Annotated in this window: 17 protein-coding genes and 1 riboswitch; of the genes, 10 read left to right on the forward strand and 7 right to left on the reverse strand. The window is 57.9% G+C overall.

Going from position 1 to position 19,437, the window contains the following annotated elements; translation table 11 throughout:
• Nucleotides 1–8: 8 nt before the first annotated feature.
• Entirely contained in the window at nucleotides 9–995 is a 987-nt protein-coding gene (locus ADG72_RS05015) for an MsnO8 family LLM class oxidoreductase (protein WP_048712827.1), read from the forward strand.
• Between the two features lie 94 nt (nucleotides 996–1,089).
• On the opposite strand, the gene ADG72_RS05020 is transcribed toward ADG72_RS05015, so the two are convergent.
• Together ADG72_RS05020 and ADG72_RS05025 are read right to left on the reverse strand one after the other, a co-directional pair.
• Entirely contained in the window at nucleotides 1,090–1,686 is a 597-nt protein-coding gene (locus ADG72_RS05020) for a superoxide dismutase (protein ID WP_048712830.1), read from the reverse strand.
• Nucleotides 1,687–1,812: 126 nt separating this feature from the next.
• Complete coding sequence (locus ADG72_RS05025) at nucleotides 1,813–2,778, reverse strand: DUF808 domain-containing protein (protein WP_048712832.1); 966 nt, start codon at nucleotides 2,776–2,778, stop codon at nucleotides 1,813–1,815.
• A gap of 146 nt (nucleotides 2,779–2,924) precedes the next feature.
• Between ADG72_RS05025 and ADG72_RS05030 the strand changes: the two genes are divergently transcribed.
• Together ADG72_RS05030 and ADG72_RS05035 are read left to right on the forward strand one after the other, a co-directional pair.
• The gene (locus ADG72_RS05030) at nucleotides 2,925–4,502 is read left to right on the forward strand and encodes a DUF7059 domain-containing protein (RefSeq protein ID WP_048712834.1); all 1,578 of its coding nucleotides are present in this window, start codon (nucleotides 2,925–2,927) and stop codon (nucleotides 4,500–4,502) included.
• 5 nt (nucleotides 4,503–4,507) lie between these two features.
• On the forward strand, nucleotides 4,508–6,007 hold the full coding sequence (locus tag ADG72_RS05035) for a phospholipase D-like domain-containing protein (RefSeq protein ID WP_048712837.1): 1,500 nt from the start codon (nucleotides 4,508–4,510) through the stop codon (nucleotides 6,005–6,007).
• An 11-nt stretch (nucleotides 6,008–6,018) separates the two neighbouring features.
• On the opposite strand, the gene ADG72_RS05040 is transcribed toward ADG72_RS05035, so the two are convergent.
• The 4 genes from ADG72_RS05040 to ADG72_RS05055 form a co-directional block, all read right to left on the reverse strand.
• A complete protein-coding gene (locus ADG72_RS05040) occupies nucleotides 6,019–6,285 on the reverse strand; it encodes a Txe/YoeB family addiction module toxin (protein WP_009408398.1) in 267 nt (88 codons plus the stop codon).
• A gap of 2 nt (nucleotides 6,286–6,287) precedes the next feature.
• Entirely contained in the window at nucleotides 6,288–6,551 is a 264-nt protein-coding gene (locus tag ADG72_RS05045; protein WP_034500492.1) for a type II toxin-antitoxin system Phd/YefM family antitoxin, read from the reverse strand.
• A gap of 138 nt (nucleotides 6,552–6,689) precedes the next feature.
• On the reverse strand, nucleotides 6,690–8,396 hold the full coding sequence (locus ADG72_RS05050) for an ATP-binding cassette domain-containing protein (RefSeq protein WP_048712842.1): 1,707 nt from the start codon (nucleotides 8,394–8,396) through the stop codon (nucleotides 6,690–6,692).
• Nucleotides 8,397–8,749: 353 nt separating this feature from the next.
• On the reverse strand, nucleotides 8,750–9,094 hold the full coding sequence (locus ADG72_RS05055) for a DUF2992 family protein (RefSeq protein ID WP_342612650.1): 345 nt from the start codon (nucleotides 9,092–9,094) through the stop codon (nucleotides 8,750–8,752).
• A 123-nt stretch (nucleotides 9,095–9,217) separates the two neighbouring features.
• On the opposite strand from ADG72_RS05055, the gene topA reads away from it, so the two are divergent.
• The 5 genes from topA to ADG72_RS05080 all read left to right on the forward strand — a co-directional run bounded on the left by topA (nucleotide 9,218) and on the right by ADG72_RS05080 (nucleotide 16,278).
• A complete protein-coding gene (gene topA, locus ADG72_RS05060) occupies nucleotides 9,218–11,941 on the forward strand; it encodes a type I DNA topoisomerase (RefSeq protein ID WP_048712846.1) in 2,724 nt (907 codons plus the stop codon).
• 84 nt (nucleotides 11,942–12,025) lie between these two features.
• Nucleotides 12,026–12,760: a dTMP kinase gene (gene tmk, locus ADG72_RS05065; protein WP_048712849.1), complete on the forward strand. Its 735-nt coding sequence runs from the start codon at nucleotides 12,026–12,028 to the stop codon at nucleotides 12,758–12,760.
• A complete protein-coding gene (locus ADG72_RS05070; protein WP_048712852.1) occupies nucleotides 12,757–14,001 on the forward strand; it encodes a DNA polymerase III subunit delta' in 1,245 nt (414 codons plus the stop codon). The genes tmk and ADG72_RS05070 overlap by 4 nt, the downstream gene beginning before the upstream one ends.
• A 20-nt stretch (nucleotides 14,002–14,021) precedes the next feature.
• Nucleotides 14,022–15,674, forward strand: a complete 1,653-nt coding sequence (locus ADG72_RS05075) for an alpha/beta hydrolase (protein ID WP_048712855.1) — start codon at nucleotides 14,022–14,024, stop codon at nucleotides 15,672–15,674.
• Between the two features lie 124 nt (nucleotides 15,675–15,798).
• Nucleotides 15,799–16,278: a hypothetical protein gene (locus tag ADG72_RS05080; protein WP_009408404.1), complete on the forward strand. Its 480-nt coding sequence runs from the start codon at nucleotides 15,799–15,801 to the stop codon at nucleotides 16,276–16,278.
• On the opposite strand, the gene ADG72_RS05085 is transcribed toward ADG72_RS05080, so the two are convergent.
• Nucleotides 16,260–16,655 carry a DUF2218 domain-containing protein gene (locus tag ADG72_RS05085; protein WP_048713079.1) on the reverse strand — a complete coding sequence of 132 codons (396 nt, stop codon included), beginning with the start codon at nucleotides 16,653–16,655 and terminating at the stop codon, nucleotides 16,260–16,262. The two genes, ADG72_RS05080 and ADG72_RS05085, sit on opposite strands and share 19 nt — an antisense overlap.
• A 73-nt stretch (nucleotides 16,656–16,728) precedes the next feature.
• Between ADG72_RS05085 and ADG72_RS05090 the strand changes: the two genes are divergently transcribed.
• Nucleotides 16,729–18,156: an amino acid permease gene (locus ADG72_RS05090; RefSeq protein WP_048712858.1), complete on the forward strand. Its 1,428-nt coding sequence runs from the start codon at nucleotides 16,729–16,731 to the stop codon at nucleotides 18,154–18,156.
• Nucleotides 18,157–18,170: 14 nt separating this feature from the next.
• A riboswitch (TPP riboswitch) is annotated at nucleotides 18,171–18,270 on the forward strand.
• Nucleotides 18,271–18,317: 47 nt separating this feature from the next.
• Nucleotides 18,318–19,403 (forward strand): thiamine ABC transporter substrate-binding protein, encoded by a 1,086-nt coding sequence (locus ADG72_RS05095; RefSeq protein WP_065427150.1) that lies wholly within the window; start codon nucleotides 18,318–18,320, stop codon nucleotides 19,401–19,403.
• The last annotated feature ends 34 nt before the right edge of the window (nucleotides 19,404–19,437 follow it).

The following is a 19,437-nucleotide window of genomic DNA, read 5'->3' on the forward strand; positions in this document are numbered from 1 at the left end:
GGGTAACAATGCGCCTCTCAGCACTGGAACAGGTTCCGCTTTTTGACGGATCGACTCCGCATCAGGCACTGGAAGACATGGTGTCTTTGGCTCGCGGATTAGAAGAGATGGATTTCCATCGCTTTTGGATCGCTGAGCACCACAACACACCGGTCTTTATGTCCTCTGCTCCCGAGTTGGTGATGGCTCACCTTCTGGATCGGACCTCGCGTATTCGCATTGGTTCGGGCGGCGTGATGGCCATGCACCAGGGCAGCTTGCAGATGGCAGAAAAGTTCTTCACTCTTGCCACCTTGTTCCCCGGACGCGTCGACATGGGATTGGGGCGTGCCCCCGGCGGTGACATGATTTCCGCCCGCGCGCTCAATCAGGGAGCAACGATTGATCCGGGGTCGATCAATGCTCTGATCGATGAAACTCTGGCTTTCATGCGAGGAACCCTGCCCGAGGGACATCCCTACGCCTCTGTTGGTGTCTACCCGCGCCCCGATGAGCTTCCCGAAGTGTGGTTGCTGGGTTCTTCAGGCCAGAGCGCGGCGTGGGCGGGGACTCGAAACATGAACTATGCCTATGCACAGTTCTTTAGCGGTCAGCAGCAGCCAGAAGTTATGGATCACTATCGCGCGCACCTGCCCGAAAACCTGAGTGAAGGTCAGGGACAGACGCTTTCCGCGCTCGCGGTGAGCGCTGCAGAAACTGAAGCGGAAGCCCTAGAACAGGCCCTTCCCGCATTGAGCTTCCGCATGTGTTTGCGACTGGGACGTCCCGTGCGGTTCCAGCGACCCGAGCAGATGAGCGCCGAAGACCGAGAAGATGCACTGCGATGGGCACAACGCGATCGTTCGATCATCATTGGCACCTACGACCAGGTTGCTCAAACGATTGCGAACTTTGCGCGTAACCACCACGTTGATGAAGTCATGCTGATCAGCTACATCGCTGATTTTCAGCAAAAGCTTGCCCAGTACCAAGAACTCCAAAGGCGTCTTGGATAACGCCTGCCTATAGGTTGTAGATAGCGCCCGTGGATAAGCTTGTGGCCCCCGCCAAAAGGTGGGGGCCACAAGCTTTGAAGCTAACGAGCAGCGATCACAGGGCTGCTGCGAAACGCTGTGCGACGTTCTCCCAGTTCACAACGTTCCACCAGGCCTTGACGTAGTCGGCCTTGACGTTGAGGTAATCCAGGTAGAAAGCGTGCTCCCACATATCCAGCATGAGCAGCGGAACGGTTGCAACGGGGATGTTGCCCTGCTGATCGGTCAGCTGGTAGGTCACGAGGCGCTTGCCCAGGGTGTCCCATGCGAGAACGGCCCAGCCGGAGCCCTGAAGACCGAGGGCTGCAGCGGCGAACTGTCCCTGGAACTTCTCGAAGGAGCCGAAGAACTCGTTGATAGCGTCGGCCAGATTGCCTTCGGGACGAGAAGCGCCGTCACCGGTCATATTCGTCCAGAAGATCGAGTGGTTGGTGTGGCCACCCAGGTTGAAGGCCAGGTTCTTTTCCCACAGGTTGATTGCGGCAAAATCGCCAGCTTCGCGAGCTGCTTCCAGCTTCTCCAGTGCGGTGTTTGCGCCGGCCACGTAGTTAGCGTGGTGCTTGTCGTGGTGCAGCTCCATGATCTTTGCAGAGATGTGGGGCTCCAGTGCCGCGTAATCGTAGGGAAGTTCGGGAAGGGTGTAAATGCTCATCGGGCTCTCCTTACACTTAGGGGTCTATACCCCAAGACTAGTACTTAAGTCCCTATGTGTGAGTGCATAGGTGGGCGAGTTCACTCAGCGCTCAACGCACCACGCAAAAGGGGAGAGGAGAAAGGCTTAGTGGCCTCGGCCTCGGCGGAAAAGATGGGACACCCCAACAACAACTCCTGTGATCAGCGAGCCAAGCACAATGCCAAACACTGCAGCGCATGCGGTCTCAACAAGCCAGCCAAGGAAACCACCGCCCGAAGCGAGCGCGTGTTCGATGGTCGACACGACGTTGTGGATGAAGCCGACGCCCACCTTCGCGAGGTTCTCGATGACCAGGTGGCCGCCCACCCACAGCATCGCAACCGTTCCAACAACGCCGATTGCGTTGAAAATCTTCGGCATCACGCGCACAATCCCGCGGCCGATATTATCTGCGGGACCGGGGCGGTTATCGTCCGGATGTGTCGCACCCTTGGCTAAGCGAAGTCCGAAATCGTCCATTCGTACTAGGACTGCAACGATCCCGTAGACGAAGAAGGTCATGAAGAAAGCGACTGCGATCAGAACCGTGACCCGCATCGACATGGACTCGGCGTTCAGTCCGTCCATGGAGACCAGCATGATTTCCGCCGAAAGAATAAGGTCAGTACGCGAGGCAGAAGAAACGATGCTTTTTTCGAGGTCTTCCGAGCTTTGAGGGGCCGTATCTTCGGCTGAGTCTTCGTGTTCGGGAAGCCAGTGCAGGGCCTCGAGAACCTTCTCTCCGCCTTCAAAACACAGGTAAGCGCCGCCCGCAATGAGGAGGAAAGGCAGGACTTGCGGCGCAAACCACGTGAGCAGCAGCGCGACGGGCAGAATAACGACCAGTTTGTTGATCAACGAGGCCTTGGCGATTTTCCCGATAATCGGCAGCTCGCGCTTGGGGGAAAGTCCGGAGACGTACTGCGGAGTGACGGCAGTGTCGTCGATGACGACGCCAACCGCTTTGGCCGATACCTTCACTGCGCTCGATGCAACGTCATCAATAGATGAAGCCGTGGCTTTTGCGAGGGTCGCAATATCGTCCAATAACGCTACCAGTCCGCCAGACATCCACTCATCCTTTTCCTTGGGGACACAGGCATTCTAATGGGCGAGTGGGACGGCCTGCGCGGTGGGGGAGCTCGTGGGAATATGTGCCTGAGAACTTGCGTGAATAAGTCGACGCAGATGCAGGTCAGGCGTGAGAAAGTAATGCTATGACGGAATCACTGATTGACACTCTTCCCAGTCCGACACCGGGATTGGAACCCGGATTGATCGCCCGCTTGGCCGCAGACCTGGGTAGCGCCGGGTGGAGCGTTGACGCGATGGAAACCATGATCAGCCCGATGGCGCGCGCTGCACTCATGCGTAATCAAAGGGTTCCGGCGCTTCGCGAACTTCAGCGGAAAGATTCCCCAGCTGCGGTATTGACGCGCTTTTTTGTCTTGGGCTGCGCGGAAAGTGGGGATGTTCTTGCGCAGGCTCTGCCCACTCTTGGGGTCCACGGTGCGGTCGACTTGGGATTGATTTTTCCTGCACTCGATGCGGAATCGCCTTCCGGCCAGCAACTTTTCAAAGCAAATTACGACCTGCGTCCTCACGCGGCACAGCTTCACGGCGGCCTCAAAAACTGGTGGATCCTATCGGACCTGGGTGAAGACGTGACGGGTGAACCCATTCGCCCAGACCACGTTCTGGGAATCGGCGGCGCAACGACCTCGCTCTTGAAGGCAACACTTCGAACTCCTGTCGAATCCGCCTTGGACCTGGGGTGTGGATGCGGAATCCAAGCCTTGTATTTGGCCACACACGCTACTCGCGTTGTTGCGACCGACCTGTCGGTGCGAGCCTGTGAGATCACGCGCTTCAATGCCGCACTCAATGGTGTCGAATTGGATGTTCGCAAAGGCTCTCTGTTTGAACCGGTCGAAGGCGAAGAATTTGATCTGATCGCTTCGAACCCGCCCTTTGTTATCACCCCTGACTCGCTTCGAAGCTCAGGGGTCTTGGAATACCGCGACGGCGGAATGAGCCGTGATCATCTGGTGAGCACAGTGATCCGGGAAAGCCCGAAGTACCTCAAGCCCGGCGGTGTTGTGCAACTCCTTGCGAATTGGGAGATTCCCGGACACTTGGGGCACTCTGATGACTGGGGACGTGTCGTGCGCTCATGGGTTGAAGACCTTCCCGTTGACGCATGGATCGTGCAGCGCGACCGGCTTGATCCCGCGCACTATGTTGAAATGTGGCTTCGTGACTCCGGTCAGCAATTGCACCAGCGTGAAGACTACGAACGCGAATACGTCCAGTGGCTTGAAGACTTCGTCCAGGCAGGAGTCGTCGAAATTGGTATGGGCATGGTCGCCCTGCGAAAGCTCGATACGCCGCGCCCGGGCGTGTGCGAATGCGATGAGCTTGAAGGAGGAGAATCCCCATCTGGCGAAGATGTCCAGCGTGCGCTTGCATCCTTGCGGCTTCCCGATGATCTCAGTGATCTTCACCTGTTCTTTGCTTCCGACGTGACGGAAGAACGGCATTTCCTACCCGGAGCACAAGATCCTTCCGCCTTGGTTCTTCACCAAGGCGGAGGGCTTGGACAATCGGTTGCCTCGACCACTGCTCTAAGTGCTCTAGTCGGCGCATCAGATGGAGAGCTCAGCGTGGGGCAGATCTGCGGGGCGCTTGCAGCCCTTCTGGAATGCGACTCTGCGCAGCTTCAGGACGAACTGTTCCCGCAGGTACGCACCTTAATTCGCTGGGGATTCCTTCGAGTCGAATCGGATCAGGAGTAACTGCGATGCCCCTCCCCGCGCCTCTGACCCATCAGCCGCCCCTGTGGCTGTGGCTCCTTCTCGGAGCTATTGACCTAGCGATTCGATTGATTGCCTTGGGTATTGTCCCAAAGAGGCGCAGGGCATCAACCTCGACGGCATGGCTGTTACTGATCTTTCTGTGGCCAGTAGTCGGTGTCCCGCTGTACCTATTTTTTGGTTCATGGTGGGCAATGGGCAAAGCTCTACGATCGGATCCGGCGGCGCACCAACTGGTCAAGGGAATCTTGCGCGGTAGCAAGGGAGGCGAAAGTGGCCCCGTTAATGACGGAATGGATGAGCGCACAGCCTCACTGATGCGGCTCAACCAAAAACAAACCTCTTTCCCGCCCAGTCATGGGCGTGTTCTGCAGCTTCTCGGTGACACTGACCAGGCTTTTGAAGCGATGGCACGCGAGGTTGATCAAGCGACTCATCACGTAAATGTCCTGTACTTCCAGACCTCGTGGGATCATTCCACTGATCCGCTCTACAAATCCTTGGTTCGTGCCTGCGCTCGCGGGGTAAAAGTTCGATTGCTGATAGACCATCACGGGCTTCGCACTATTCCCGGATGGCATGGTTTTACTCGAATGCTTGACGAGTCTGGGATCGAATGGCATCTAATGCTGCCCATGAGCATCTTTAAAGGTCACATTCGGCGTCCTGATCTGCGCAACCACCGCAAGCTGCTCATCATTGATGGGCAGAAAGCCTTTATCGGTTCACATAATTTGGTGGCTGCAGACTATGACACTCCTGCCTACCAAAAGGCGGGAATTGAATACCACGATACTTCCGTCGAAGTAAGCGGTGTGGTGGTCCGTCAGGTTCAAGCTGTTTTCGCTTCAGATTGGTACTACGCCACCAAACAGGAGCTTTCGTTTGAAGAACTTAACCTTTCCGAGGATGACGAAGCGAATGAAAACACCATGGGACAACCGATGCAGATCATTCCATCCGGGCCTTCGTATCCCTCAGAACCGAATCTTCGGATGTTTATTTCGATGGTGTCGCAGGCTCGGCACCATGTCTCTATTGCCAGCCCATACTTCATCCCGGATGAACCACTGCTTGCCGCGCTCACCGGAGCGGCAATGTCAGGAATTCGCGTTGACCTCTATGTTTCAGAGCAATTCGACCAATTCTTGGTAGGACATGCTCAGCGTGCATACTACGAGCCTCTCTTAGTATCCGGAGTCAATATCCACCTGTATGCGCCGCCTCATATGCTCCACTCGAAGTATGTGGTGATCGATGGGGAGCTGGCCGCTATCGGCTCATCGAATATGGATTACCGATCCTTCGGTTTGAATTACGAAGTAATGCTTTTGGCTCAGGATCCTCATCTTGTCCAACTTCTGGAGGGGAATAACAGGCGAATCGAAGCATCTTCGCGACTGCTCAGCCTTGAGGAATGGAACGCGCTTCCCTGGTACAAGCACTACATCGATAACATCTGCCGTCTGGGCAGTGCGCTGCTCTAGAACCTTGGGAGCTACTGGCCGTAGTGGTAGCGGCAGGAGATAATCCAGAGGGTTTTACCGTCGTCGCTGATCTGGTAGATCAGGCGGTGACGTGAGTCGATCCTGCGCGACCAATACCCCGAAAACTCGTAGCGGAGGGGTTCAGGTTTGCCAATACCCTCGTTTCCGTTGCGCTGGATGTCTTTGATAAGTGCGTTGATGCGCTTGAGGGTCTTGCGGTCCTCGAACTGCCACCAGACATAGTCGTTCCAGGCTTCCTCGTCCCATGTGATGTGCATGGTCAGTTTTCGTCTAAGTCAACGAGGTCGTGGACGACACCCTCACCAGCGCGGTGGCGGGCGATCGATTCACGCAGGTGGCGGGCGTTCGCGGGGGACTGCATGAGGTAGACGGTTTCCATGAGGGACTCGTACTCGTCAAGCGCCATGATGACGGCGCTCTCGTGCCCCTGGCGGGTGATGATGATTTCCTCGCGGTCGTTGACGACCTGGTCGAGGACCTCGGCGTAGCGTGCGCGCGACTCGCTGTAGGTCATGGTCTTCATGGAGGCTCCTCACTTCGTCACGTATGTACAGAACATTGTACATATCCTGTTACTGTGTTCCCAGTCAGTGAGTGACGCGCGAGGGGACAGTGACTCCGTGCGATGTGGGACTGTTCGATGTGGGGGTCCTTGCTTCCCTCACGTCCCGCCGAGTTGATGGATTCTGCCCCACCAGCGGGTGATCAGCCACTCGTCGTGCGTTGAGATAACCAGGGTTCCCTCCCACTTGCGCATTGTCTCTTCGAGGGACTCCAGGGCGTTCAAGTCCAGGTAGTTCGTGGGCTCGTCGATCACGAGGATCTGAGCGTCGGCCCGCGCCGCGAACGCCAGCTGAGCCCTCCGTTGGTTTCCCGCGGAGAGCTCACCGAGCGGCCGGTTCCACGCCGCTGGGGGAACGAATCCCTTCCCGGCCTCCCCGATGCCCAGGTACCACGCATCCTCGGGGATGAGGGGGTCGCCGGGCCGCGGGAGCACCTGGGGCACGAGGACGACCCCGGAGGCGGCGTCGACGCATCCGTGCGCCCCGCTGGGGGCCCCGCGTGCGATCCACTCCAGCAGGGTGGTCTTGCCCGACCCGTTGGGCCCCGCGACGAGGAGGTGCTCGCCGTAGCGCACCTCGAATGAGGTCGGCGCGAGGCGTCCCTCCACCGACGCGCCGCGGACGGCCAGGGCGATACCCATTGCGTGTGGGTGCGGTGACCTCCCGCCCGTGGTGGTCCTCATGGCGCGGGAGAAAGAGAACGCACCCTCGTCATAGCGGGGCTTGGGGACTTCGTGTGCCGCGAGAACCGACAGCTTCTGGGAGTCGTCGTTGATGCGCCTCGTCGAGGCGGCCTGGCTGCGGTCGGCGTAGTACTTCTGTGCGATCCTCGTCTCGGTGCGGGGTTTGAAGCGCGCATGCCCCACCACCGTCGAATCTCGCTGGTGAGATACGAGTCGGCGTTTCTCGGCCTGCTGATCCGCATGGATCGCGGTGTGCCGCGAGCGTGCGGCGAGCTTGTTGCGCAGGTAGTCCGAGTAGGATCCTCCTACCCTGTACGCCCCGAAGTCCGCGGGCTCTCCCTTGGAGATTGCCACCGCCCGCCACGGTATCGGATCCAGGTCGAGCAGCGCTGTCGCAGTGCGCTCAATGAAGGCCCGGTCGTGGCTGGTCATGAGCACCGGCCCCTGCCAATCGTCGATTGTGTGTGCTAGGTGCTCGCGCCCGTCAGTGTCCAGGTGGTTCGTCGGTTCGTCCAGGACGAGGGCCTCTGGTCGATCGACGAGGGTGAGGGCCAGGCGCAGGCGGGCATGCTGCCCTGGGGAGAGGGAGGCGAGGGGGCGGGAGCGGTCGAGGCCTCCTAGGTCGAGGGCCTCCAGGGTCTGTTCGAGGCGCGTGTCGATGGTCCACGCGTCACGCGCGATCATCTCCGCTAGGACGCGGTCGTACTCCGCTTCGTCGCGCGGAGAGGGGTCCCGGGCGAGGTGCTCGGTGAGGAAGTCGAAGCGCGCCGCCAGCCCGCGGATGCCTGACGTGGCGGCATCGATGAGCTGTGCGACGGTGCGGGACTCCCTGTCCCCCGCGAGCGGAGGGCGGGACGCCAGAGGGACTCCCGGTGCTGACCGCGTGGCCGCGGGCCGATGAATTGGGGGAACTAGCTGGGTCGCGGAGAGTGTTGGACCGGCGATCGTTCCGGAGTCCGGCTGGAGTCGGCCCGCTGCGAGGGCCAGCAGCGTTGACTTGCCGATCCCGTTCGGGCCGACAACGACGAGGCGGTCGGCGGGCCCACACGTGAAGGAGACGTTTGTGAGGACGGGCAGCGTGCCGTAGGAAAAGAAGACGTGGGAAAAGACAATCGTGGACATAATGCACCTAGGGGAGGAGGGGCAGGGAGGCATTATGTCAGGAGTCCATGGGGACATTATACCGGCAACGGCGCGAAGGCACGGCAGTTCTGCACAGAAATGGGGGCGTCCTCCCGGGACTGTCTGTCAAAACTAACGGCTTGCCAACGGACGACATAAGCATGCGGGAGCACACCCGGACAAAATACTCCCCCGCGAGCCCTTGTTGGGGCCTGCGGGGGAGGAAACGGCGACTACTGAGAAATCCTCAGAACAGCAGCGGCGCGAAAGTGGCCACCGGGGCGAGGAATGCAGCGCCGCACACGCGCAGGTCATGGGGTTTACGTGCGTACCGAGGGGATAATGCGCAGTCGTTAGTGGCCGCGGTGACGAGCTTTGGCTTTCAGGCGGGCGAGTTGGCGTTTCTCTTCAGCTTTCTCTCGTTTCTCCTTTCTGGTTGCGGAAGCTCGTTCTTGCGCCGTGCGTTCTCGTTCTGCTTGAATCGCTGCCTGCGACGCAGTGGAAGGAAGCGCGCGGCGAGCGAGATGGGACGCTTGGCGCTGTGAGCGCTTGGGGTTGTGATGCGTCGCCTGGCGTTGACCGATATCGGAAGCCCAACTGGACGACCGGCTTGCCGCCGATGGACATGGAGGCGCGGGTGCGCGCGTGGGGGTCGCCACGGCCTCGAAATTATCCACAAAAGACGCGCGGAAAAGCACATCGGTTCCCGGAAAGCCCCGTAACGCGGTAAGGTCCTACCCAGTGGCACTCCGGCGGCGCTCGCCATCGGAGGACCAGCAAAGAGTGCTACAAATACGAGGTAGCAACGGAAGGGACAGACAATGGCAGCGACCAAGCTGGTGATCGTGGAGTCTCCCGCCAAGGCGGCGACGATCGAAGGATACTTGGGACCCGACTACCATGTGACCGCCTCGATCGGTCACATTCGCGACCTGCCACAGCCCTCGGAACTGCCCGCCGACATGAAGAAGGGTCCCTACGGGCGCTTCGCCGTCGACGTCGAGGATGGCTTTACCCCTTATTACGTTGTCAATCCCGACAAGAAGAAAAAGGTCACCGAGCTCAAGAAGCTCCTGAAAGAGTCCGACGAACTCTTCCTGGCAACTGATGAGGACCGCGAAGGTGAGGCTATCGCTTGGCACCTTCTCCAAGTCCTCAAGCCCAAGGTTCCCGTGCGCCGCATGGTCTTCCATGAAATTACGAAGGAAGCGATCCAACGCGCTCTGGACAATACTCGCGAGCTCGACACCGATCTTGTCGATGCCCAAGAAACTCGCCGAATTCTTGACCGCCTTTACGGCTACGAAGTTTCGCCGCTGCTCTGGCGCAAGATTCGCCCCTCCCTGTCCGCGGGCCGCGTTCAGTCGGTTGCAACGCGCTTGGTTGTGGATCGCGAGCGCGACCGCATGTCGCATGTGAGTGCAGAGTACTGGTCGATCGATACCCAGTTTGCCGCTTCGGGTCAGTCTTTTGGCGCAAAGGTTTCGCACATTGACGGTTCCCCCGTTGCAACCGGTTCCGATTTCGATGAAAACGGTCGCCTTTCCGCGAAGGCCACAAAGAACGCGGCCTTCCACCTGGATGCCCATTCCGCGCCGCTCTTCGCCGCAGCGCTCGAGGCCGCGCGTGATTCCGCAATCGATTCTGTCCAGCAGAAGCCCTACCGTCGCCGCCCGGCAGCGCCCTTCACGACGTCGACGCTTCAGCAGGAAGCTTCCCGCAAGCTTCACTGGAATGCTTCCTCGACGATGCGGACCGCTCAGTCCCTGTACGAGTCGGGCTTTATCACCTACATGCGTACCGACTCTACGGCCCTGTCCTCGCAGGCCATTAAGGCTGCCCGCCAGCAGGCTAAGGAACTTTATGGGGCCGAGGCCGTGGCTGAGAAGCCGCGCATCTATGGCACTACCTCCAAGGGTGCGCAAGAAGCTCACGAGGCCATCCGCCCCGCCGGGGATCACTTCCGCACGCCCGCGCAAGTTGCCTCGGTTTTGAATCGTCAGCAGCTTGCACTTTATGACTTGATCTGGAAGCGAACCGTCGCTTCGCAGATGGCGGATGCCCTTGGCTTTACCGCAACCATCCGAGTGCGGACCGACGTTGAGGTCGAAGGTCAGCCTCACGCAGTGCTCTCCAGCGCCTCGGGGACTGTTATTACTTCACCCGGCTTCAGGTTGGCCTACCAAGAAGGTCAGGACAAGGGACGCTACGACGCGGAAACGACCGATGCTGAGAAGACCCTCCCACAGGTGAGCGAAGGGGAAGTTGCGCTGCTTGAAGAAGCGCAGGCGCAGGGACACCAGACTCAGCCCCCGGGTCGCTACACCGAAGCGACCTTGGTGAAGACCATGGAAGAGCTTGGAATTGGTCGCCCCTCGACCTATGCGGCAACGATTCAAACCATCGGTGATCGCGGCTACGTCACCCACCGAGGCCAGTACTTGGTTCCGACTTGGCTGGCCTTCTCGGTCACGCGACTGATGGAAGAGAATCTGTCGAACCTGGTCGACTACGACTTCACGGCATCGATGGAAAACGATCTGGACCAGATCGCTGCGGGAAGCGAGGATCGCCACGAGTTCTTGAGCACCTTCTACTTCGGTGCAGACGGTAAGGGCGATGCTGACGGCCTGAAGTTCCAGGTTGAATCCCTGGGAGACGATATTGATGCCCGTGCGGTGAACTCCATTGATATGGGAAATGGCGTCACCTTGCGAGTGGGTCGGTACGGACCCTACATGGAGAAGGCTGATGGGACGCGTGCAAATGTGCCGCCCGAGGTCGCACCCGATGAACTGACCGAAGAGAAGATCACGGAACTCTTCGCGCTTGCTGCAGATGATGGACGCGAGCTGGGAATCGATCCCGCAAGCGGACACATGCTGGTTGCAAAGAACGGCCGTTACGGTCCCTACGTGACGGAAATTCTGCCCGAAGAAACCGAGGAAGCGGAAGCTTCTGAAGATGGGAAGCCGGCGAAGAAGACGCGAAAGAAGGCTGCGGCAAAACCGCGCACGGCCTCGTTGTTCAAGTCGATGGATCTGGCGACCATCACGCTGGAGGATGCACTTGCGCTGCTCTCGCTTCCGCGCGAGGTTGGTGTTGATCCCTCCGACGGTGAAGTCATCACTGCGCAAAACGGTCGCTACGGCCCGTACCTGAAGAAGGGCAGCGATTCGCGGACCCTTCCCAGTGAGGATCAGCTTCTGACGATCACCTTGGACGAGGCGCTGGAGATCTACTCTCAGCCCAAGCAACGAGGCCGCGGGGCAGCAAAGCCCCCGCTGCGTGAGTTTGGTGAAGATCCGGTGTCGGGTAAGAAGGTCACCGTCAAGGATGGCCGTTTCGGCCCCTACATCACCGATGGCGAAACCAATGTGACCGTTCCGCGCGCCGAAACAGTCGAGGATCTGACCGCTGAACGTGCGTATGAACTTCTGGCCGATAAGCGCGCGAAGGGCCCAGCTCCGAAGCGCACCCGTAAGACGACTGCGAAGAAGACAACAACTCGACGCGCGACGAAGAAGGCTTCGACAAAGAAGTAACGAGAAGGAATTTTCTTTCGCCCACCCGCTGCCAAAATGGACGCAAATGCGGGTGGGCACTGTCAAGATAGAGACATGAGATCAATGGGTAGTGGTGCACAGGCGGGGCGCGGACTCTTCATCACCTTTGAAGGTGGTGATGGGACCGGTAAAAGTACCCAAATTCAGCGGGTTCGCCAGTGGTTTGAAGAACGCGGACAACAGGTGGTTGTCACGCGAGAACCCGGTGGAACAGGGCTGGGGACGACTCTGCGTCAATTGGTTCAGAATGGACCGGAAGATGTTGACCCTCGCACCGAAGCACTGCTGTATGCCGCTGATCGCGCCTACCATGTTGCAACCCTGATCAGGCCGGCCCTTGAACGTGGGGAAATCGTTCTGGCCGACCGCTACATTGATTCGTCTCTGGCATACCAGGGTGCCGCGCGAAGCTTGGGTGTGGATGAAATCCGTAGCCTATCTATGTGGGCAACGGAAAGTTTGCTCCCCGATCTCACTCTGCTGATTGACGTTCCGCCGGAAGTTGCCGCCAGGCGTCGCGGTGGTGAACCGGACCGAATGGAACGCGAATCTATGGAATTCCATGAGCGCGTTCGCCACCAGTACTTGGCGCTTGCGGATTCTGAAGCAGATCGTATCGTCGTCATCGATGGCGTGGGTACCGAAGATCAGGTCTTCAGTGAAATTCGCGGAGTTCTGGAAGAACGTGTTGATGCGGCATTCCAGGGATTGCCCGAAGAAGCTGCAGAAGATACTAAGCCCGTTGAATCTCAGGCAACGCTCTGGGCTCTTCTGGAAGAGGATGGCATTCTTCTGTGAGCGTTTGGGATGAATTGGTCGGTCAGGAACATGCCCTGGCGGTATTGCAACAGGCGGCTCAAGGCGCCCGAGCAATTGTCGACCATGCCCAAGAGGCCCATCCAGCTGCGGAAACGTCCGGCTCCGTGCGCGCCGCTTCGTCCGTGACTGTGCCCGCAGATGACCCGTCTCGCTCAATGACCCATGCATGGCTCATCACCGGGCCTCCCGGTTCTGGGCGTTCGGTTGCGGCAATCGCTTTTGCAGCGGCCCTTCAGTGCACCGGAGAGTTCCCAGGATGCGGACAATGTCCAGGATGCCGCACCACAATGGCTCGGACGAATGGCGATGTCTCGATCCTCACCACGGAATCCACGCAAATTCGTATCGATGAGGTTCGTCAGATCGTCTTGCGTGCCCAGACCGCACCTTCGCAGGGACGTTGGCGGGTCATCGTCATTGAAGATGCTGACCGGATGATGGAACGCACGGCGAATGTTCTTCTTAAGGCAATTGAAGAACCACCAGAGCGCACCGTCTGGCTGCTCTGTGCGCCCAGTGCAGAAGACATGATCACCACCATCCGTTCGCGCTGTCGGCATCTGGGACTGCGAATTCCAGATCCGCACGCCGTCGCAGACCTTCTTGTTCGTCGTGACGGTGTTGAGCCTGCGGATGCGCTATCCGCAGCCCGTGCAGCGCAATCGCATATCGGCTTGGCTCGAGCCCTCGCCAAAGACCCCAAGATGCGTCAGCGTCGCCGGCAGATCATCACTGCCCCCGCACAGGTGCGTTCTGTTGGCGAAGCGGTCTTTGCCGCAGAGGACCTCCTCTCCATCGCGAAAACTCAAGCAGAATCCCAATCTGAAGAACGCAATGCCCGCGAAAAGGCTGAACTTATGCGCCAATTGGGAATGGAAGAAGGTCAGAGCCCTGCCTCGCATCAGCGTGCACGTATCCGTGAACTCGAAGAAGACCAGAAGCGGCGTTCAAAGCGAGCCATTCAAGATTCTCTTGATCGAGCCCTCGTTGACCTCTTGGGAATCTATAGGGACGTTCTCATGCGTCAATTGGGAACGGATCAAGAACCGATCAATGATGACTGCCTAGATCTCATCGACCAGCTTTGTGCTCAATCCACTCCGCAGCAGACCATGAAGAGAGTCCAAGCGATTGAGGAAGCTCGAAAGCGGCTGACAACAAACATGTCAGTCCCTCTGATTTTGGAATCGATGGCACTCTCACTTCGACCGCAGGTCTAGACATCGAATAGGGTAGAGGCATGAATTCACGCTCCCGCCTGATCGTCTCCGTGTTGATCGTACTTGCGCTTGCCACAAACTTTGGCATCGCATACTACGCGAAGAATGCCATTGATCAGGCTGCCACCAGCGCCGCCGCGGGCTCCTCGAGCAGCCAGAACAAGGTGACGGTCGCGCATGCGGCAGACCCGCTTCCCGGCAAGCCCACGAAAGAGCAGTTCTACTCTCAGCCACTCAATTGGCGACAGTGTGATGCCTCGGAAATCACAAGCACCGGGGTTTCTGCACCGCGCGATATCGACAAGTACCAGTGTGCGTCACTGACCGCGCCGCTGGACTGGGAGAACCTCGACGGGAACCAAATCACCCTTGCCTTGGCGGTCCACCGCGGGGATCAGAGTGAAGGCAAGGCTCTGTTCTACAACCTTGGTGGTCCCGGTGGAGCATCGGTGTCCTCAATTACCTCGCAGGTCACCAGCTCTTTGGGTACGGGGCTTGTCTCGGCTTTCGACATCGTTGCTCTGGATCCGCGAGGCGTCGGAGCATCAACCCCTGTCCGTTGCCGAACTGATGAAGAGCGTGACGGCGACGCAGCTGGAACGCGAAACCCGATCGATCCGAACGCAAGTCCCGCAGAAATGATCAAGCTCGCAGAAGATACTTCTCGAGATCTCGCCAAGGGCTGTCAAGACCTCAGCGGTGACATCTTCAAGCACATCGACACCGTGAATGCATCGAAAGACTTCGATATGGTTCGCGCGCTGCTTGGGCAAGAGAAGTTCAACTACCTGGGCTACTCCTACGGAACTTTCCTGGGCGCCACCTACGCTGAGCAATTCCCCGGAAATGTCGGCCACATGGTCCTCGATGGTGCACTTGACCCCTCGGTCAGCGGCGATGAGCTCTCCGCCATGCAGATGCGAGGCTTCGAGGCCTCCTTGCGTCACTGGGTGGAGGATTGCCAGGCAGCACGTAACTGCCCGCTCAAGGGCGATGCAGATGCCGGCATGAAGCAGATGAAGAACTTCTTCGATCGCCTGTACAACACCCCGCTTCAAACCTCAGATCCGAACCGCCCGCTCACCCACGATCTTGCGATGAGCGCTGTCGTTGGGCTGCTGTACTCGACGCAGACGTATTCAATCCTCACGCAGGGAATGCAGCAAGCACTGAACTCCGAGGACGGCTCGACGCTGCTCTACGTTGCAGACTTGCTGAGCGAACGCAACAAGGACGGAAGTTACTCTTCGAATTCGATGGATGCGATCGTTGCTATTAACTCCCTGGACTTCGAGCCTGTTGGTGATGCAGCCCAGTGGGAGAAGGACGCGACAGCACTTAAGCAAGAGCTGATGATCTTTGGCGATCTTGCCGGCTACACCTCCGCCGGACTTGAAGGCTGGCCGACCAAGCACGCGAAGCGCCACGCAATCAAGGCTGAGGGTGCAGCCCCGATCGTGGTCGTTGGTACGACGCATGATCCTGCAACGCCCTACGTGATGTCCCAGAATCTGGCGAAACAGCTGTCGTCGGGCGTGTTGGTGACTTGGGATGGTTGGAACCACACCGCGTACTCGAAGAACGGAAGCAAGTGTGTGGCGACAGCTGTCGAAGGCTACTTCCTGCGGAATGTTGTTCCCACCGCCGATCTTCATTGCGGGGCTGATTCCTAGAATCGCTGGTTCTTCAAAGATTGCGTCGAAATGACTGGGACCAACTAGGTCCGTAGAGGCCTGCTCTGTCGCCAATTTCCCCACTGGCCTTGGCAGCTGGGCCTTGGCTCGCTAACGTTGAGCTATGGACTTCTTCGGTGATGACGAAACAGAAACCCCCGGTCAGAACACGGATAGTGTTGAAGCCGACGTGCTCATTGACACCACCATCGAGAATGCCTGGGCCTTGGTCTCTGAGCCCGGTTGGTGGATCAATGACGGACCGCTGGGTGACCATGATGTTGAGCACGGTGATGACGGGCTGTATCACGTTACCGATCCGGAAGCGGGAACATGGCTTGTTGAAAAACTCGATGAAGATCCCATGGATGTTGTGCGCTTCCGCTGGTACCCCGTGGCCAGTGATGAGTTCCCCGAAGAAACACTGACGACTATCGAAGTCTCACTCTCAGAAGAAAAAGGTAAGATCGCACTTCACGTTGAAGAATCGGGAATTGCTGCCCTTAGCGATGATGAGGATGAGGCCTACCAGCTTTGGGAAGACGAAGCCGGTTTGTGGGATCAGGCCGTTGATAGCGCGAAGGACTACTTAGAGCGTCGGTGACGCTCGATATCCTCTGCTGTTAAGGGACCCTGCGTGGTTCCAGGAGTTTCCACACCATCGATCGGATTCTTCCTCATCCACGCAACCTCAAGCCCGTCGCGGTACCCGAAGCGAGCCAGGTGAATTCCGACGACAAACTCAAGGTGTTCCACGGCCTCGGGTGAAGTCTTCAGCTCAAGACGCAAGTACTGGTCTGTACACGAGATTGCGCACTCACCGCCGGGCATCCCCTCACGAGTGAAGATCAGCGTTCCGCGAGCTGATTCATCATCCCACTGTGCGTCGATTTTCCGTCCCATATGTGAGGCAAGCTGATGCCCATATCGACGTGCACGCTCGGTGGAAACATTGGCGACGGAAATCATCACTTCACTCATACAAGCCATTTTCCCTCATCTATCCCGGTTGGGCATGCTAGCGTGGAAAACTCAACTGAGAGAACGGATCACAATGAGCACCAGCGAACACGATGAGCAGAGCTTCGGCGACGCCTCGGGCCGCGAGCTTCAGCGCAATCTAACGAACCGCCATATTCAGCTCATCGCTATTGGCGGCGCAATTGGCACCGGTCTTTTTATGGGTTCCGGAAAGACCATCGCAACGGCTGGTCCCTCGATTCTTCTGGTTTATCTGATTATTGGCAGCGCGCTTTTCCTGTTCATGCGTGCGATGGGTGAGATCCTCCTTTCTGACAATAGATACGGCACTTTTGCCGATATCATTCGGCATTTCCTTGGCCCAACCCTGGGGTTTGTCATGGGATGGACCTACTGGCTGTGTTGGGTAGTTACAGGTATTGCTGACGTCGTTGCCATCACCGGTTACGTGCGTTTTTGGTTCCTGAACCTCCCCGCATGGATTCCCGTTCTTGCTACTGCGCTTCTTCTCTTCACTCTTAATGCGATGACCGTCAAAGCTTTTGGAGAGACTGAATTCTGGTTCGCGATGATTAAAATCGTTGCAATTATTGCGCTGATTGTGGTCGGCGTAGTGATGATCGCCATCGGTATGCGCGACAGTAACGGCACAACTGCGGCGGTTTCGAACCTGTGGAGTCACGGAGGCCTATTCCCAACGGGACTTACCGGCTTCTTGGGTGGCTTCCAGATTGCAGTTTTTGCCTTCGTTGGCATTGAGCTAGTCGGAACGACTGTTGCCGAGACTTCGAACCCCACGCAAACTCTTCCCAAGGCAATCAACTCGATTCCCGTTCGTGTTGTTCTGTTCTACATCTGCTCTCTTGCGGTCATCATGATGGTGACGCCTTGGGATCAGATTGATAAGACCCAGTCGCCTTTTGTCACGATGTTTTCGATGACGGGGCTGGGTGCGGCAGCTTCACTGGTGAACTTGGTGGTGCTGACTTCTGCGGCCTCGTCGGCCAACTCGGGGATCTACTCAACTTCGAGGATGCTCTTCTCCCTATCACTTCAGGGTGATGCAGCCCCCTTCTTTGGCCGTCTATCCAAGCATCACGTCCCCCAGAATGCGCTTTTCCTGTCGTGTGTGTTCTTGCTTTCCGCCGCTGTTCTTCTGGCTTTTGGCGATTCAATCCTGAGCGTTTTCACCGTGGTGACCGCAATGTCGGCAACCCTCTTCATGGTTGTATGGGTTTTGATTGTGATCGCCTACCTGTTCTACGTGCGCAAGTACCCGAACAAACATCGCAGCTCGACCTTCCCGCTTCCTGGCGGTGTATTCTCGGCCTGGCTCTTCATTGCCTTCATTGCTGCAATGGTCGTCGTGCTGTCTTTGGATATGGAAAGCCTTCAGGGACTGCTGATGTCGGCTGCGTGGATGGTTGGCATCACTGTCGTCGGTGTGATTCGTCGCCACCGTTCTCTGGGGCGCCGAGGCCGTACATTCCTCTCTGCTTGATGCGCTATGCTTGCTGAGTAAGACAGGGGAGCCCACCGTGGGCTGAGAGTGCGAATGCAGACCCTTACACCTGATCCGGATTATGCCGGCGTAGGAAGTCGCAATCTCCAGACTGCCTCCCCCGAGGCCGTCCAGCCCTCCACCAATAGCGGAGGATGAAAATGTCTACTTTTTCGACGCACCGTCGCGTCCGTTTAATTGCGTCAACCGCAACATTTTTGGTTGCAGCAAGCTCTCTTGCAGCTTGCGCGGGAAACACTAATGATGGTGCCGCAACACAGGCTGGCACGGCCTCGGCACAGGGTGACCAAAGCGTCACTATTCTTGCCTACGATTCATTCGATTTCCCCCAGGACCTTCTGGACAAGTTCCATGAGCAGACCGGAATCACCGCAAAAATTCAGGCGATCGGCAACGGAGGGGAGCTGGCCAACCAACTGGTTCTCACCAAGGATGCGCCCTTGGGGGACGCCGTTTTCGGCCTAGATAATACGGTTTCAACCCGTATTGGCGGTCAGGGAATCATCGAAGATGCACATATCACCTCGCCAAATGCAGATGACAATTTCCAGGGCGAACCCGGTCTGGTTCCCATCGATCGCGGCGATGTCTGCGTGAACTACGACAAGAAGTGGTTTGCCGACCACCAGCTTGCTGTGCCGACGAGCTTCGAAGACCTGACGAAGCCTCAATACAAGGACATGCTTGTCGCCATGAATCCGGCATCATCAACTCCGGGAATGGCATTCATGTTGGCAACGATCGCAAAGTTTGGCCCCGATGGGTATGCCCAGTACTGGAAGTCGCTCAAGGACAACGGCGTGAAGATCACCGAGGGCTGGTCACAGGCATTTAACGTTGACTACAGCGCCGGTGAAGGTAAGGGCAGCTACCCCATGATGGTGTCCTACGGTTCTTCTCCCGCCTATGCGGTCAATGATGCAGGAACCGAAAGTTCGACCGGTGTCATCACCGACACTTGCTTCCGCCAGGTTGAATATGCCGGCGTGCTCAAGGGTGCAAAGAACCCCGAAGGGGCAAAGAAGTTCATCGAATTCCTGCTCTCTGACGAAGTTCAGAGCGCAATTTCGAAGGCAACCTACATGCACCCCTACAAAGGTCAGGAACCCGAGGCCCTGCAAAAGTTTGGCCCTCTGGCCGATAAGCCCATGCGTGTTGACCCTCAGGACATTGAGAAGAACTCGACTGCTTGGCTCAAGACCTGGCAAGAAACGGTTCTTGGGTGACAGATTTTCGGCAGCGTGCGCTTAGGGTGGGCGC

The sequence above is a fragment of the Trueperella pyogenes genome, assembly GCF_001070855.1.
GTDB lineage: Bacteria > Actinomycetota > Actinomycetes > Actinomycetales > Actinomycetaceae > Pauljensenia > Pauljensenia pyogenes_A.